The sequence below is a fragment of the Lonsdalea quercina genome (assembly GCF_900107885.1).
In the GTDB taxonomy this organism is placed as follows: domain Bacteria; phylum Pseudomonadota; class Gammaproteobacteria; order Enterobacterales; family Enterobacteriaceae; genus Lonsdalea; species Lonsdalea quercina.
This window is the reverse complement of sequence record NZ_FNQS01000008.1, coordinates 116,253-132,520: the sequence shown is the minus strand read 5'-3', so window position 1 is coordinate 132,520 and position 16,268 is coordinate 116,253. Positions and strand designations below refer to the sequence as shown.

Genomic DNA, 16,268 nt, shown 5'->3' with positions numbered 1-16,268 from the left:
CGGCTCATCCGTTCGACGGCCGGGAGTGGCGTAAACGCGGGTTGGCCATCAACGCCACCACGTCCGCCAGCAGGTTTAGCAAAATATAAATGGCGGCCAGCACCAGCGCGCAGTCCTGAATCACCGGAATATCGCGTTTGCTGATGCTGTCGACCATATATTGTCCCAGTCCGGGGTAAACAAAGACGTTTTCCACAATCACCACGCCCACCATCAGGTAGGCCAGATTCAACACGATCACGTTGATGATCGGCCCCCAGGCGTTGGGCAGCACGTGGCGCAAGAGGATGCGGGAAGGCGACAGCCCTTTCAGCAGCGCGGTATCGACATACGCGGCATTCTGGGCGCTGATCAGCGCGGCGCGCGTCATGTTGCTCATATGACCCAGCACCGCCAGCAGCAGCGTCATGGCGGGCAGCGCGACGGCGGTTAAACGGTCCGCGAACGGCATCCCCTCATTCACGCTGCTGTTGCTCGGCAGCCAATAAAGCGTGATGGAGAACACGAGAATCAACAGATAGCCCGAGAAAAACTCCGGCAGCGCCACCGCCGTGCGCGTAAACAGGTTCAAGAGCTGGTCGAGCCAGCTGCCCTGATAACGCACCGATAGAAAACCGATGAGCAGCGCCAACGGCACTGCCACCGCAGACGTGCAGGCGGCCAGAAACAGCGTGTTTTCAAGCCGATAGGCCAGCACCGGTCCGACCGGCTGGCGGCTGGTGAAGCTATGACCGAAGTCGCCGTGGGCGATGCCCGACAGCCAGCTGACATAGCGCGTCAACGCCGGTTGGTCCAGCCCGAGCTGAAGATTGAGCGCCTTCACGGCGTCCGGCGTGGCCGTCTGTCCCAGGATGGCGGTCGCCGCATTCCCCGGCAACAGCTGGATCCCGGCGAAAATCAGCGCCGACACCACCACGATCATCACCCCGCCAGCCAGCAAACGACGCAAAATCATCGTCAGCAGCGGCATGCGGGTACTTACGCTATCAAGCACGCTCACCTCGTTTTACCTGTCGGCCCGGCGATCCTTATGCCAGCCACAATTTTTCTGCGGCGCGATTGCCGCTCAGCGGGAAGCCCGGAATGGCCGTCAGCCCTTTCACGCGTTGACTGCACGCGTCGAGAGAGTCGGCGTACAGCGGAATGATTTCGCTGCCCTTTTCCACCAGCATCAGCTGAATATCATGATAAATCTGACGGCGTTTGTCTTCGTTGACTTCACCGCGCGCCGCCTGCACCAGTTGGTCGAAAGACGGTTCTTTCCACCCGGACTCATTCCACGGCGCGGTGCTGGTGAAGACCAGCGATAACAGCGCATCCGTCGTCGGGCGCATAGACCAGTTGGAAGACACGAACGGTTTTTTCATCCAGACATTGTCCCAGAATGCATCGTCAGGCACACGCTCCACCTTTAACGGAATGCCCGCTCGCTGAGCGGAGGCCTGATAGAGCTGGCCCGCATCCACCGCGCCGGGAAAGCCCGCATCGGCGACCGACAGCACCAGCGGCGCGTTGAATCCGGCTTTCTGCCAGTGCCATTTGGCCTTCTCCGGGTCGTACGGACGCTGCGGAATATCTTTCGCAAAGTCGCGGCTGGAGGGGAACACCGGATTATCGTTGGCGACGGTGCCATAACCGCCCAGCACGGTGTCGATGATCTGCTGGCGATCGATCGCGTATTTGAGCGCCAGTCGACCGTCCTGCGAGGTGAACGGCGGCAGATTGCCGAGGCCTGGGAAAGTGAAGATCTGGCTATCATGCGACCGCAGCAGCTGTAGATTCGGCATCTTCTCAATGCGCCCGACGATACGCGGATTCACGCGGTTGATGAGATGCGCGGAGCCACTCACCAGCGCCGCGACGCGGGCCGTAGAGTCGTTCATCGCCAGCGTTTCGACCGAGTCGACGTGGCCGCGCCCGCTGTTCCAGTGATTCGGGTTGCGTTTGACCAGCGTACGCACGCCGGGCTGGAAGCTTTCCAGAATAAAAGCGCCGGTGCCGATGCCTTTATCGAACGATTCGTTCTCCGGCGTGATAGCGAAATGCACATCGCTCAGCAGCGCCACGAACTCCACGTTCGGCGCATTTAAGCGGATCGTCACTTCGTGCGTGCCGGTCGCTTCCAGCGCCGTGACCGGCTCCAGATAGCCTTTGACTGACGAGCTGGAGTCTGCGCTACGGTGATGATTCAGCGAATAGATGACGTCTTTGGCGGTCAACGTGCGGCCGTCATGGAACTGTACGCCCTGCCGGATTTTCAGCACCCAGACGCGGCCGCCTTCTTGGCTGTCCCAGGACTCCGCCAACGACGGGCTGAGTTCGCCGCGTTCATCCAGCTCGACCAGATTATTAAACAGCTGGGAGCCGACGAAATACATGTAGGTTTCGAACCAAAATGCAGGATCGAGGCGGTCGGTGCTGGACGCATTATCCACGCCGACGACCAAATGCCCGCCTTTCTTCGGCGTTTCGGTCGCATCCGCGCCCCACGCATGGCCGAGCGGCCAGCCCGCGGTGGCGGTGGCCACCGAAAGCGCGCAGGCGTTCTTGATAAAGTGACGACGATTCATGATGTATTCCCCTGTAGTCCCCTGCGCGTGGCGAGAGGTTATTATCGTTATAGACGCCGGTCGGGGTTTAGTCCCGATGCGGCAACGCCTGCGCCAGGCGGGCAATATGTTCAGGACCGATGCCGCAGCAACCGCCGACCAGCGTCGCGCCCTGCGCCACCCATTCGGCGGCCCACTGCTGATACCCTTCAGGATGCGTATCGGCACGCAGTCGGCTGAGGCCTTCATTCGCTTCCCGGCGATTGTCTTCCGGCTCAAACGCGTTAGCGTACACGCCGATGCCGAGGGTCGCGCCCTGCTCGCTTAACTGGGCGCGGGCCTCCGCGACGGCGGGCGCCATGACTTCCGGGCGGCTACAGTTAAACAGCACGTTCGCGGCGCCCAGCGCGAATGCGCCTTTGGCCGCCTCGGCGATGGTCTCTCCGGAGCGCAACCGCGCGCGGCCCTGCTCATCCAGTTCGTCCTGTAGCGTAAAGGAAAGCCACAGTTCGCGCGGGTCGTCCGCCAGCAGTTGACGCACCAGCGTCACCTCCGCCAGCGAACTCTGGGTTTCAGCCAGCCAGACGTCAACATAGGGATCAAGGGCGTCGATCAACACCCGTAAGATAGGTTCAGCGGCATCGGCGGAAAATAGATCGGGACGATAAGAGCCCAGCGCCGGAGGCAGCGAACCGGCGACCCGCACGGAGTGCGGTGCGGCGTCCGCCGCTTCACGCGCCAGCTTTCCAGCCAGCGCAGCCAGTTCATGGCCGCGCTGGTAAAACCGATCATCGCCAAGATGGAACGGCACGACGGCGTAGCTGTTCGCCGTGATCACCTGCGAACCGGCGGCGATATAGCTATCATGCACTTGCCGTACATGTTGCGGAGACTCCAGCAGCGCTAACGCCGACCACTCGGGTTGGCGGAAAGGCGCGCCAATCCGCGCCAGTTCACGGCCCATGCCGCCGTCCAGAATCAGCACGTTGTCTGACATCGTCCTTCCTTACTCAGCGAAACTGAAAAAATGGTGGTCCACCTTACAAAAAAAGTCATATAGATGTCTAGAAGCCTTGATAGCTAAAAAGCGGAGAGCTTCTACGCCTTACATCTATTTCGCCTTGCCGCCGAGCGCCCCCTCCCGACGGTAATACGGCAAGCCCTTTGCGGTTTGAACGCACACGGGAAAGCGCGCCTTTCCTCCCTCGCACAGACCAGGGAAAAATGCAGTCAATAGCGGAATACCATCACCCGTGTAGAACACGATCGGCCCGGAAACATGTTCCACGACGAAGGCAAAAAGCGTGCGCAAGAGGGCCAGGCGACGTGATGAAGTCGTCATTGGAACAAAGTCGTTAAAAAAACGGCTGACAAAGGACACAAAACCCTATCCTTTTAATGCCTTTTTGGGCGTTTAAAGACGGTTTCCACCTCTATGTCGAACGTTTACAAAAAAGGCATCACGCTATTCGTCTCTAATTTAAGCTGTTTAGAAATTTCTTTGTTCTGCATCAACCTCAGCATGAAATTGGAGATAAACCTCCCAATCAAAATCACTATAATCCCGCCTGGCAAAATTCAATATATAGTGTCTATACTCTCAATAAGACCTACATATAGCGTTTATCCACAAAATCATCCACAACCTCGTGAAGCCCTTACGCGACGCGGTTGTGCCTGTGGATAACTACTGCACAGACATTAATGAGGACGCGAACGTGAAACCAGTGGTGATTAAACGGAACGGCTGTCAGGTACCTTTTGATGAAATTCGTATCCGTGAGGCGGTGGAACGAGCCGCCAGCGCTACGGGCGTTAACGATTTCGATTTTTGCGCCACCGTGGCGGCAGCCGTCACCGAGCAGATGCGGGACCGCTCCCGCGTTGAAATCCGCGAAATTCAGGACGCTGTCGAAAACCTGCTGATGTCGAGCAACTACAAGCCCGTTGCCCGCGCCTATATCGAATATCGCCACGACCGCGACGTCTCGCGCGAACGTCAGGGTCGCCTGACGCAAGAAATCCGTGGTCTGGTCGAACAGAGCAACGTTTCCCTGCTGAATGAGAACGCCAACAAAGACAGCAAGGTGATCCCGACTCAGCGCGACCTGCTGGCCGGTATCGTCGCCAAACACTATGCCAAGTTGCACATCCTGCCGCGCGACGTGGTGCTGGCGCATGAGCGTGGGGAAATCCACTACCACGATCTGGATTATTCGCCGTTCTTCCCGATGTTCAACTGCATGCTGATCGACCTGAACGGGATGCTGACGCAGGGCTTCAAGATGGGCAATGCCGAGATTGAGCCGCCTCGCTCCATCTCCACCGCGACAGCGGTCACCGCCCAGATCATCGCGCAGGTCGCCAGCCATATTTACGGCGGTACCACCATCAACCGCATTGACGAAATTCTGGCCCCGTTCGTCGCCGCCAGTTACAAGAAGCATCAGGCCGTGGCGGAAGAGTGGAATATCCCCGATGCCGAACGCTATGCGCACAGCCGCACCGAAAAAGAGTGTTATGACGCCTTCCAGTCGCTGGAATACGAAGTCAACACGCTGCACACCGCCAACGGTCAGACGCCGTTCGTCACCTTCGGCTTCGGGCTGGGCACCAGCTGGGAATCACGCCTGATTCAGGAATCCATCCTGCGTAACCGCATCGCCGGGTTGGGTAAAAATCGCAAAACCGCCGTGTTTCCGAAGTTGGTCTTCGCCGTGCGCGACGGTCTCAACCACAAACCGAGCGATCCGAGCTACGACATCAAACAGCTGGCGCTGGAGTGCGCCAGCAAACGCATGTACCCGGATATCCTGAACTACGATCAGGTGGTTAAAGTCACTGGTTCATTCAAGACGCCGATGGGCTGCCGCAGCTTCCTCAACGTCTATGAAGAGGACGGCGAGCAGATCCACGACGGCCGCAACAACCTCGGCGTCATCAGCCTGAACCTGCCGCGCATCGCCCTGGAAGCCAAAGGAGATGAGTCTCAGTTCTGGAAACTGCTCGACCAGCGACTGGAGCTGGCGAAGAAAGCGCTGATGACCCGCGTGGCGCGCCTGGAAAACGTAAAAGCCCGCGTCGCGCCAATCCTCTATATGGAAGGCGCCTGCGGCGTACGTCTGAAAGCCGACGACAATATCGCTGAAATCTTTAAAAACGGCCGCGCATCCATATCTCTCGGCTATATCGGCGTGCATGAAACCATCAACGCGCTGTTCGGCAACGAAAAACACGTCTTCGACGACGAAACGCTGCGTGAAAAGGCCGTCGCGATCGTCGCGCATCTGAAAGCCGCGACCGACCGCTGGAAAGAAGAAACCGGCTATGGTTTCAGCCTGTACAGCACGCCGAGCGAGAACCTGTGCGACCGTTTCTGCCGTCTGGACACCGCGGAGTTCGGCGTGGTCCCAGGCGTGACCGACAAAGGTTATTACACCAATAGCTTCCATCTCGACGTCGAGAAGAAGGTGAACCCGTACGAAAAAATCAATTTCGAAGCGCCCTATCCGGCGTTGGCGAACGGCGGCTTCATCTGTTACGGCGAATACCCCAACCTGCAGCACAACCTTAAAGCGTTGGAAGACGTCTGGGATTACAGCTATAGCCGCGTCCCTTATTACGGGACCAACACGCCGATCGACGAATGCTACGAGTGCGGCTTCACCGGCGAGTTCGCCTGTACCAGCAAAGGCTTCACCTGCCCGAAATGCGGTAACCACGACTCCTCCCGTGTTTCCGTCACCCGCCGTGTGTGCGGCTATCTGGGCAGCCCGGACGCGCGTCCGTTTAACGCGGGCAAACAGGAAGAAGTGAAACGCAGAATCAAGCACCTGGCCAACGGACAGCTGGGTTAACCCCGCGTCCTCAGCGCCTGACCGACAACGCTTATGCCGCGGTCAGGCGCTGACTCTCCCCGCTGTGCATCCAGTGCCAATACGCAGTCGCCTTAAGATTCGAACCACACGCATATCAAGACAGGCCGTCTCCGGACGACCCCGGATAGGGACACCGTGATGAATTATCTTCAGTACTACCCCGTGGATGTCGTCAATGGACCCGGCACGCGCTGCACCCTGTTTGTCGCCGGGTGCGAACATCAATGTCCCGGCTGCTATAACAAATGCACCTGGCGTCTCAGCGCCGGTCAGCCGTTTACGCAGGTCGAAGAGGATCGGCTCATCGCCGATCTGCAAGACACCGACATCCCGCGTCAGGGCGTGACGCTCTCCGGCGGCGACCCGCTGCATCCGCAGAACGTGCCGGACATTTTGCGTCTGGTGCAACGCATTCGCCGCGAGTGCGAGGGCAAGGATATCTGGATGTGGACGGGCTATGTGCTGGCGGACCTGACGCCGGAGCAGCGTCAGGTGGTAGATCTCATCAACGTGCTGGTGGACGGTAAATTTGTGCAGGATTTGAAAGATCCCTCACTCATCTGGCGGGGCAGCAGCAATCAGGTCATCCATCGCCTGCGCTAAAGCGTCATCGTGAATGCGCGTCTACCTCGTCCCGTTGCCACAGTAAACAGGCGCCAAATCTGAGCCGGTTATCGGTCATCTTCAATTCCGTCAACGTCAAGCGCCATAGCGGCGCACTGGACCGTCGAGCAAGGGCGAAGCGCGCATTGTATCGATCGCGAGCGATGTGGGCCTCCGCCCCCTGAAGCAATCGGGCCTCGGCCCGGAACTGTACACCCTGAATCAACATCTCATTCTTCTGCTGATCGCTAACGGTGCCCGCCACCTGCGGGGAGTGCCGCATGAGTTGGGCGTGTCGCGTATCGGTCGGGGTCATGATGTCGAAGGCCGCTATGTCGGCATCGTAGATATAGAAGCTGTTGGCGCACCATAAATTAGCCGCGTCACCCGCGCACAGCGTCAGGACGTGATGCCGACGCAAATAGCGTGATATTGACGCCAAGATAGCTTCTGAATTCATCCTGATGTCCCTCCCTTCACCTATTTCTTTAGAGTAGCAGCACTTTCGCTACAGCGGCATTGAAGCATCTTCAGAAAAATGGCGTGTTCATAAGGTCAGTGGGCGGCGACTCACCCCACATTTTGTTCTCGCACAGGGTTTAGCAATACGTCCTTTTTCTCCCGGCTCACGTGTGGAAAACCCACATCAGCCAACCCTTTCACTCGCAACATTCACGATAAGTAATGACTTCGTCGCGTCATTAATTTCGGCGAAAATACCGGTTTTTTTCACCGACTGGTACCTAATTTAAGGATCAATGTGTGCGATTGGTAACATTCGTCACAGGAAGGTGTTGATTAGCTAAACCGATTCTTCTATTTTAGCGGCCGGTTTATCAATCCCAGTAAAGAGCATAGTTATGTCACATAAAGTGTGGGTCATGGGCGATGCCGTGGTTGACCTGATTCCTGAAGGCACGGATCGTTATCTGAAATGTCCCGGCGGCGCACCGGCGAACGTCGCCGTGGGGGTGGCCCGTCTCGGCGGTGAGAGCGCATTTATCGGCCGTGTGGGCGAAGACGCCTTCGGCCGATTCCTGCGTACGGTGCTTATCGAGGAGCAGGTGGATACCGGTTTCATGCAGTTGGACCTCAAGCATCGGACCTCTACCGTACTGGTAGAGCTGGACGATCAGGGGGAGCGTTCCTTCACCTTCATGGTGCGCCCGAGCGCCGACCTGTTTATTCAGTCGCACGACCTGCCTGATTTTCAGCGAGGCGAATGGCTGCACTTGTGCTCTATCGCTCTTTCTCAGGAACCTTCACGCGGGACCGCGCTGGAGGCCATGAAGCGCATCCGGGAAGCCAAGGGCTGGGTCAGCTTCGATCCGAATATCCGCGAAGACCTGTGGGAAAGTGAGCAGGAACTACGTGACTGTCTCGACCAGGCGCTGTCTCTTTCCGATGCCGTGAAACTTTCCGAAGATGAATTCCTGTTCCTGAGCGGCACGTCAGAAATCGAACAAGGAACGGAAGCGCTGATGTCCCGCTACGGCCTGAAACTGCTGCTGGTCACGCAGGGCGGCAACGGCGTGTGGCTGCGCGACAGCAAAAACCTGAAACACTTCGACGCGCCGTACGTGACGCCCGTCGACACGACGGGCGCTGGCGACGCCTTTGTCGCCGGCCTGCTGCAAGGCTTGGCACAGCACGACGATTTGAACAATATCGCCCAATGGATGGATATTGTGGATCAGGCGCAGCGCTGCGGCGCGCTCGCGACCACCGCCAAAGGCGCGATGACAGCGCTCCCTTACGCGCACCAGTTAGCTACGCCGCTTTCCTAAAACTTTCCTGTTCCCGCGTAAAAAAGCGACGTGGGAACAGGTATTTTGTAGCCAGGATCACAGATAAAGAATCGAGTTAGCAAAAACCCTTGCCAACCCCCTCTCTCCCCTTTAATTTCGCTGCGCAACCGGTTTAGCAATTTAGCAAAAATAATATCGCTCAACCTAAAAAGAGAATAAAAACCATGAAACTCAACTACCTCTCTGCAACGATAGGGCTTCTTCTGTGTTCCCATTATGCCACTGGGGCGGAAACCACCACGCTTGAAGATCGGCTCAATGCGTTGGAACAGCGTGTACAGCAGGCCGAACTGCGCGCTCAGCGGGCGGAAGCCCGCGCCGACGCGGCGGAAAAGCAAGCGCAGACGCTCTCTACCCGCACGGCGCTAATCGAACAGCAGGCGCATCAGGTCGAACAACGCACCACGCAAAACGAGCAGCAAACGCGACAGGTCGCGGAACGCACCACCGCGCTGGCTGACAAAAGCAGCCTCGCCGATGGCTTCGAATTCCACGGCTATGCGCGATCCGGGTTGGCGATACATGATTCCGCCACCAGCAGCAAAGCGGATATCGGTCCGGGCATGTCGCCCGCAGGCAGCGTAGGCGGCAACATCGGCCGTCTGGGCAACGAAGACGACACATACCTGGAACTCAAGCTGGAGCACAAAACCAAGCTGGATAACGGCGCGACCACGCGTTTCAGGGTAATGATGGCCGACGGACAGCGCAGCTATAATGACTGGACGGCGGACAGCAGCGACCTGAATATCCGCGAAGCTTTCGTGGAGCTAGGCTCTCTGCCGACGTTCACCGGCGCGTTCAAGGACACTACGTTGTGGGCGGGTAAACGTTTCGATCGGGACAACTTCGATATCCACTGGCTGGACTCCGACGTCGTCTTCCTGGCCGGCACCGGCGGCGGCATCTACGATGTTCAACCCGTCGACGGCTGGAAAACCAACTTTTCCCTCTACGGCCGTAGCCTGGGCGACAACGAAGCGCTGGATAACGAAATTCAGAACTACATCGTGACCAGCAACAACTTTGTCGGTCCGTTCCAGTTCATGCTGAGTGGTCTGAGAGCGAAGAACAACGATCTCACCACCAACACCGGCGCCAACAGCGCCAGCCATATCGTCAACAGCAATGCTGGCGATTCCGGCCTACACGCCGCGGTGGCATGGCGCGGTGACAACTTTTACGGCCTGCGGGACGGCAGCTCGCTCGTCGCATTGCTGTACGGTCATGGGTTGGGCGCGGAAGTCAAAGGGATCGGCTCCGACGGCAACCTGACGCAAAACGCCGATACCTGGCGTCTGGCGACCTACGGCACCACCGCCATCAACAAGACCTGGAGCTTCGCGCCGTCGCTGATGGCGCAGAGCAGCAAAGATCGTTACGTCTCCGGAGATGATTATCAGTGGGTGACATTCAACGCACGCTTTATTCAGGAAATCACCCCCAATTTCGCACTGGCGTATGAAGGTAGCTATCAGTACATGGATCTCGATCCGCAAGGCTATTTAGCGCGCAATCAGGTCAGCGGCGGTTTTTACAAGCTGACCTTTGCACCGACCTTCAAGGTTGGCGATATCGCCAACTTTTTCAGCCGGCCCGAGCTGCGCGTTTTCGCCAGCTACATGGACTGGGATAAACGTCTGGACAACTACTCCAACGAAGATGCTTTCGGCGCCACCGGCTTTAGCGCTGGCGGCGAATGGACCTTCGGCGTTCAGATGGAAACCTGGTTTTAATTGATTCAGCCTTTACCCGCGGCCTTCTTTGAATTGCCGCGGTTTCAGCTGATGTAGTGTTGTTTGATTTATGAGGAAACTTATGGACATTAAAGCCACTGCGGCTTCTCTTCTTACCCTGCTGGGCGGGAAGGACAATATTGCCAGCGCGGCCCACTGTGCTACACGTCTGCGTCTGGTATTAAAAGATGATAATAAGGCAGACAAAGCCGCTATCGAGAAACTGGACGGCGTTAAAGGCTGTTTCCAGAACTCAGGGCAAATGCAGGTCATTTTCGGCTCCGGATTGGTCAACAAGGTTCATGCGGAGTTCATCAAAGCCGCGGGCGTCAATGAGTCCAGCAAAGCAGAGGCCGCGTCGGCCGCCGCCAAAAAGCTAAACCCGCTTCAGCGTCTGGCGCGTCTGCTGTCCAATATCTTTGTTCCTATCATTCCGGCTATTGTCGCCTCCGGCCTGCTGATGGGCCTGTTGGGGATGATCAAAACCTATAACTGGGTGAACCCTGATAGCGCCATTTTCATCCTGCTGGATATCTTCAGCTCCGCCGCCTTCATCATTCTGCCGATCCTGATTGGTTTCACCTCCGCGCGCGAATTCGGCGGTAACCCCTATCTGGGTGCGACGCTCGGGGGGATCCTGACCCACCCCGCGCTGACCAACGCCTGGGGCGTTACCGAAGGGTTCAAGACCATGCACCTGTTCGGTTACGACGTCGCCATGATCGGCTATCAGGGCACCGTGTTCCCGGTACTGCTGGCGGTCTGGTTCATGAGCATGGTGGAAAAACGCCTGCGCAAAATTATCCCTAACGCGCTGGATATTATCCTGACGCCGTTCCTGACCGTCATTATCTCCGGCTTCGTCGCCATGCTGGTGATTGGTCCTGCGGGCCGGATGCTGGGCGACGGTATCTCCATGGTACTGAGCACCCTGATCTCGCATGCTGGATGGCTTGCGGGCCTACTCTTCGGCGGTCTCTACTCCGTTATCGTGATCACCGGGGTACACCACAGTTTCCACGCCATCGAAGCAGGTCTGCTGGGCAATCCAAACATCGGCGTCAACTTTCTGCTACCGATCTGGTGTATGGCCAACATCGCTCAAGGCGGAGCTTGTCTGGCGGTTTACTTTAAGACCAAAGATGCCCGCATCAAAGCCATCGCCATTCCTTCCGGTTTCTCGGCACTGCTGGGGATCACCGAAGCGGCGCTGTTCGGCATCAACCTACGCTTCGTGAAACCGTTCCTGGCTGCCATCGCTGGTGGTGCGCTGGGCGGTGCCTGGGTCGTAGCGAACCACGTCGGCATGACCGCCGTAGGCCTGACCGGTATTCCGGGTATGGCGATCGTAAAACCCGACTCATTTATCAGTTATGTGATCGGCATGCTGATAGCCTTCGGGACAGCCTTCGTGCTTTCACTGTTCCTGAGATACAAAACGGATAGCAAATAATGAGAGAAACCCACTTATTAAAACGTATGGCTCATGCCTTGATGTCGGCTCAATCGCGCCAGTGCTATGACCCTTACCGTCCGCAGTGGCACCTGTCACCGAATGTCGGTTTGCTGAACGATCCCAACGGATTCATTCAGCATAAAGGGCGTTACCATCTGTTTTATCAGTGGAATCCATTAGCTTGCGCCCACGGAGCCAAATTCTGGGGGCATTGGAGCTCGGCCGATCTGGTCAACTGGCGCCACGAACCCGTGGCGCTGATACCGGCGGAAAATTATGAAAGCCACGGTTGCTACTCCGGTTCCGCGGTAGAAGACGACGACGGCACGCTGACGTTGGTATATACCGGCAACGTGAAGTACGACGACGGCTCCCGTACGGCCAACCAGTGTCTGGCGCGGGAAAATGCCGACGGCGGCTTCGACAAGCTCGGCACCGTTTTGCCACTGCCGGAAGGCTATACCGGCCACGTACGCGATCCCAAAGTTTGGCGTCATGACGGCAAGTGGTACATGGTGCTCGGCGCTCAGGACACCGACTTGCAGGGCAAGGTGCTGCTGTTCTCCTCCGACGATTTGCACCAGTGGCAGTCTCTGGGTGAAATCGCCGGTTCCCGCCTCGGCGGACTGGGCGATTTCGGCTACATGTGGGAATGTCCGGATCTGTTCCCGTTAGGGCAGCACGACGTGCTGATTTGCAGTCCGCAAGGTCTGGCGGCCGAAGAAGAACGCTACCTGAACATCTTTCAGGCGGGCTACTTCGTCGGTAAGCTTGATTATGACCAAGGGCAGTTTACCCACGGAGACTTCCAGGAGCTGGATCTGGGATTTGAGTTCTATGCGCCGCAGACCACGACGAGTCAGGACGGCCGTCGCCTGATGTTCGGCTGGATGGCAGTGCCGGATCAGGATGAGTTCCAACAACCGACCATCGAATACGGCTGGGTACACACCATGACCTGCCCGCGTGAGCTAACGCTGCAGGACGGCATGCTTTATCAGCAGCCCGCTCGAGAGCTGCAGAGCCTGCGAACGCAGAAACACGTTTGGAAAGGCGTAGCGGATTACGCGCCAATCCTGCCTGCGAGCAGCGCCGAACTGATGGTGGATACGCAGGGCGAGTTCCAGATCAACTTCGCCAATCTGATGGTCTTATGCTGGGATGGCGAACGGCTGACGTTGAGTCGTCATAACCTGCGGACGGGCGAACCGGAACATCGTTACTGGCGCGGCGAATTGCACCGCCTACATATCCTGTGCGATCGCTCCAGCGTGGAGATTTTCATCAACCACGGCGCTGCCGTAATGTCGGCCCGCTATTTCCCACTGCGGGATGCCACCGTCAGTTTCAGCGGTTCAGGGAGGTTAACGCTGCAGCACTGGCTGTTAGCGCCATGCGTGATAGAATAGTTTCCCTTTTTTCTACCATTAAGAACGAGTGGTGAAACAAACTAAGCGCGTAACCATCAGTGATATCGCCAAGCTGGCGGGGGTTTCCAAATCCACCGCTAGCTTGGTCTTAAATGGGCGTAGTAAGGAGTTTCGCGTCTCGGACGCCACACGCGACCGCATTCTCGCTCTCGCTCAACAGCATCGTTACCTTCCCAGTATTCACGCCCGCTCGCTTCGCTCTACCCGCAGCAACACGCTCGGCCTGGTCGTGCCGGAAATGACCAACTACGGCTTTGCGTTAATTTCTCACGAGCTGGAAATGCTGTGCCGCGAGGCGGGTCTGCAACTGCTTATCGCCTGTACCGATGAGAATCCCAGCCAGGAAATCATGGCGGTGAATAGCCTGATTCAGCGTCAGGTGGACGGGCTGATTGTCGCCTCCAGCATGCTTAACGACGCTGAATATCAGAAGATCAACCAGCAACTGCCTGTCGTACAGTTCGACCGCATGATAGGTGATTCCGATCTGCCGCTGGTGATCACCGAGTCGATCGAGCCGACAGCTAAACTGGTGGAAACCGTCGCACGTCAGCATCAGGGCGAGTTCTATTTCATTGGCGGCCAGTCCCGCATTTCGCCCACCCGCGACCGTCTCGCCGGTTTCCAACTAGGGCTGGAACGTGCCGGAATCAGTTGCCATCCCGACTGGATCATGCAGGGCAACTATCGCCCCAGCTCCGGCTACGAAATGTTCGCCGAGCTGTGCGCAAGGCTGGGGCGACCTCCCAAAACGCTATTTGTCGCCGCCTGCGGCCTGCTGGAAGGGGTGCTGCGCTACCTGAACCAGCACAACCTGATGAACAACGAGATCCGACTGTGCAGCTTCGACGATCACTATCTGTTCGACTGTCTGCCGCTACGAATCGACACCGTCGCGCAAGATTGCGAAACGCTGGCCAGCAGGAGCTTCGATATGATCACTGCGCTGATTGACGGGCGCACTCTCCCCGAAAAGCGCGTTTACGTACCCAGCCGCATCCATTGGCGGCATCCTGACTCTCGCGGATAAACGCTTCCCACAACGGGTTTTCCGCAGTAGACCTTTCAGCAATACCGCGAACCAGGCCAGCAAACGCTTGGTTCGATAGGATTATCTATCCACTATCACCGATAGAACCGGGATTTAGCACGACCTAAACGCGCTATATCACCCGTTTTGTTTCGTCGCTGACAGCTCAGCAAACCGCAGAAACAAAAAAGCGCGGCAAAAGCCGCGCTTAACGTGAAGCATGTTTCATGAGTCCTTAACGAGAAACTTTTTCCATCCCCATTAACCCCACTTTGAGATATCCGGCGGAACGCAGCGCGTCCATCACCTGCATCATGGTCTCGTAGTCGACGCTTTTATCTGCCTGGAAGTAGATGGTGTTCTCTTTATTGCCGTTGGTTTTCGCATTCAGCGTCTGCGCCAGCGTGTCCTGCGTGACAGGATCTTCACCCAAATAAAGCTGCTTATCGGCTTTTATCGTCAGATAGACCGGCTTTTCACGCGGCTGAGGCGCGGCGGAAGAGGCAGGCAGATTGACGCGAACGTCGACCGTCGCCAGCGGCGCCGCCACCATAAAGATAATTAGCAGCACCAGCATGACATCAATAAACGGCGTAACGTTGATGTCATGCATTTCGCCGTTTTCGTTCTGTCCGTCGTTCAGATGCATCGCCATGCCTTAGCCCGCCCGCAGTGTCTGCGTCGAAGTAGACGCCGCGCTGTTTTCGCTGGCGGCGATATCCAAATCGCGGCTCTGAAGCAGCAGCACCTGCGCCGCCACATCGCCGACTAGCGCTTTGTAGCTGGTTGTGGAACGGGCGAACACGTTGTAGATGACCACCGCCGGAATAGCCGCAATCAGACCGATGGCCGTCGCCAGTAACGCTTCGGCGATACCCGGAGCGACAACAGCCAGATTCGTGGTCTGCGTGTGGGCGATGCCGATGAAGCTGTTCATGATGCCCCAAACCGTGCCAAACAAACCGATAAACGGCGCGATGGCACCGACGGTCGCCAGGTATCCGGTCCCACGCGACATATGACGTCCGTTAGCGGCGACGCGGCGCTCAAAGCGGAACGCGGTGCGCTCTTTGACACCTTGATTGTCGTCGGAACGGGCCGACAGTGAGATTTCGTCCTGCGCATCAACGACGAACTGTTGCGCGACGCTGCCCGTCTTGCAAAGCCGCGTCATTTCCGCCGCTTCGTCCAGCGAGCGCACGTTGCTCAAGGCATCATGCTCGCGACGCAGACGGCGCTTGGCGCCGATTAACTCGGCGCTTTTGCCAAAGAAGATGGCCCAGGTCACCACCGATGCCAGTATCAAGCCGATCATCACGATCTTGACCACGATGTCCGCATGTTGGTACATCCCCAGCACGGATAAATCCATCTGCATCAAATTGCCCGGCGCGGTGGATTCGGAACCGGGCGGCAACGAGAGGGGTGATGTCGTCGCCGCATCGCCACCGTTCGTGGAGAGAGGTAAAGATGACGGTGCGGCAAACGCATAGCCGCTGAAGCCCGCCACCAGCAATAACGCCAGCAGGCTTCGGTACACTGCGCCAAAGGCGCCCCCGATCGTCCGCCAGGCTGATGAAACCTGCTGCTTTCCTTTAATGTCAGCCGTATTCACGCTGTTCCTCCGCCAATCATTCAGTGCTATTCATTAGTCAACCATTTTGGTCAAAATGATACCAAAGCCAAAATTAATTGATAGCTATTCTCATTATTATTGCGCATATATCTCCGTGGCAGTCGGCGCTTCTGGCCAAAACCCCGCCTTTCCTTACAGCACA

Annotated in this window: 14 protein-coding genes; 7 read left to right on the top strand and 7 right to left on the bottom strand. The window is 57.4% G+C overall.

All coding sequences use genetic code 11. The features are described 5' to 3' along the window. Window positions 1–4 precede the first annotated feature (4 nt). From BLU64_RS12335 to BLU64_RS12320, 4 genes are all read right to left on the bottom strand, one after another. Window positions 5–970 carry an ABC transporter permease gene (locus BLU64_RS12335; RefSeq protein ID WP_051625594.1) on the bottom strand — a complete coding sequence of 322 codons (966 nt, stop codon included), beginning with the start codon at window positions 968–970 and terminating at the stop codon, window positions 5–7. Between the two features lie 58 nt (window positions 971–1,028). Further along, window positions 1,029–2,570 (bottom strand): ABC transporter substrate-binding protein, encoded by a 1,542-nt coding sequence (locus BLU64_RS12330; protein WP_026744075.1) that lies wholly within the window; start codon window positions 2,568–2,570, stop codon window positions 1,029–1,031. 67 nt (window positions 2,571–2,637) lie between these two features. Next, entirely contained in the window at window positions 2,638–3,546 is a 909-nt protein-coding gene (locus BLU64_RS12325; protein ID WP_074728883.1) for a homocysteine S-methyltransferase family protein, read from the bottom strand. Window positions 3,547–3,660: 114 nt separating this feature from the next. Then, the gene (locus BLU64_RS12320; protein ID WP_026744073.1) at window positions 3,661–3,930 is read right to left on the bottom strand and encodes a hypothetical protein; all 270 of its coding nucleotides are present in this window, start codon (window positions 3,928–3,930) and stop codon (window positions 3,661–3,663) included. A gap of 337 nt (window positions 3,931–4,267) precedes the next feature. On the opposite strand from BLU64_RS12320, the gene nrdD reads away from it, so the two are divergent. Continuing rightward, on the top strand, window positions 4,268–6,406 hold the full coding sequence (gene nrdD, locus BLU64_RS12315) for an anaerobic ribonucleoside-triphosphate reductase (protein WP_026744072.1): 2,139 nt from the start codon (window positions 4,268–4,270) through the stop codon (window positions 6,404–6,406). 159 nt (window positions 6,407–6,565) lie between these two features. Next, window positions 6,566–7,030: an anaerobic ribonucleoside-triphosphate reductase-activating protein gene (gene nrdG, locus BLU64_RS12310; RefSeq protein WP_026744071.1), complete on the top strand. Its 465-nt coding sequence runs from the start codon at window positions 6,566–6,568 to the stop codon at window positions 7,028–7,030. Between the two features lie 4 nt (window positions 7,031–7,034). On the opposite strand, the gene BLU64_RS12305 is transcribed toward nrdG, so the two are convergent. Then, complete coding sequence (locus tag BLU64_RS12305; protein WP_026744070.1) at window positions 7,035–7,490, bottom strand: YhbP family protein; 456 nt, start codon at window positions 7,488–7,490, stop codon at window positions 7,035–7,037. A gap of 400 nt (window positions 7,491–7,890) precedes the next feature. Between BLU64_RS12305 and BLU64_RS12300 the strand changes: the two genes are divergently transcribed. The 5 genes from BLU64_RS12300 (at window position 7,891) to BLU64_RS12280 (ending at window position 14,490) form a co-directional block, all read left to right on the top strand. Beyond that, on the top strand, window positions 7,891–8,817 hold the full coding sequence (locus tag BLU64_RS12300) for an aminoimidazole riboside kinase (RefSeq protein ID WP_026744069.1): 927 nt from the start codon (window positions 7,891–7,893) through the stop codon (window positions 8,815–8,817). Window positions 8,818–9,002: 185 nt separating this feature from the next. Further along, window positions 9,003–10,574 (top strand): carbohydrate porin, encoded by a 1,572-nt coding sequence (locus BLU64_RS12295; RefSeq protein WP_026744068.1) that lies wholly within the window; start codon window positions 9,003–9,005, stop codon window positions 10,572–10,574. A gap of 82 nt (window positions 10,575–10,656) precedes the next feature. Continuing rightward, window positions 10,657–12,027, top strand: a complete 1,371-nt coding sequence (locus tag BLU64_RS12290; RefSeq protein WP_074728881.1) for a sucrose-specific PTS transporter subunit IIBC — start codon at window positions 10,657–10,659, stop codon at window positions 12,025–12,027. Next, window positions 12,027–13,439, top strand: coding sequence for a glycoside hydrolase family 32 protein (locus BLU64_RS12285; RefSeq protein WP_074728880.1), 1,413 nt, complete (start codon window positions 12,027–12,029; stop codon window positions 13,437–13,439). Before BLU64_RS12290 ends, BLU64_RS12285 begins: the two co-directional genes overlap by 1 nt. A 31-nt stretch (window positions 13,440–13,470) precedes the next feature. Beyond that, on the top strand, window positions 13,471–14,490 hold the full coding sequence (locus tag BLU64_RS12280) for a LacI family DNA-binding transcriptional regulator (protein ID WP_026744065.1): 1,020 nt from the start codon (window positions 13,471–13,473) through the stop codon (window positions 14,488–14,490). A gap of 235 nt (window positions 14,491–14,725) precedes the next feature. Here the strand turns inward: BLU64_RS12280 and exbD are convergent, their stop codons facing one another. Both exbD and exbB read right to left on the bottom strand, forming a co-directional pair. Then, window positions 14,726–15,145, bottom strand: a complete 420-nt coding sequence (gene exbD / locus BLU64_RS12275; protein WP_074728878.1) for a TonB system transport protein ExbD — start codon at window positions 15,143–15,145, stop codon at window positions 14,726–14,728. Between the two features lie 3 nt (window positions 15,146–15,148). Beyond that, window positions 15,149–16,105 (bottom strand): tol-pal system-associated acyl-CoA thioesterase, encoded by a 957-nt coding sequence (gene exbB, locus BLU64_RS12270; protein WP_081825737.1) that lies wholly within the window; start codon window positions 16,103–16,105, stop codon window positions 15,149–15,151. Window positions 16,106–16,268 lie beyond the last annotated feature (163 nt).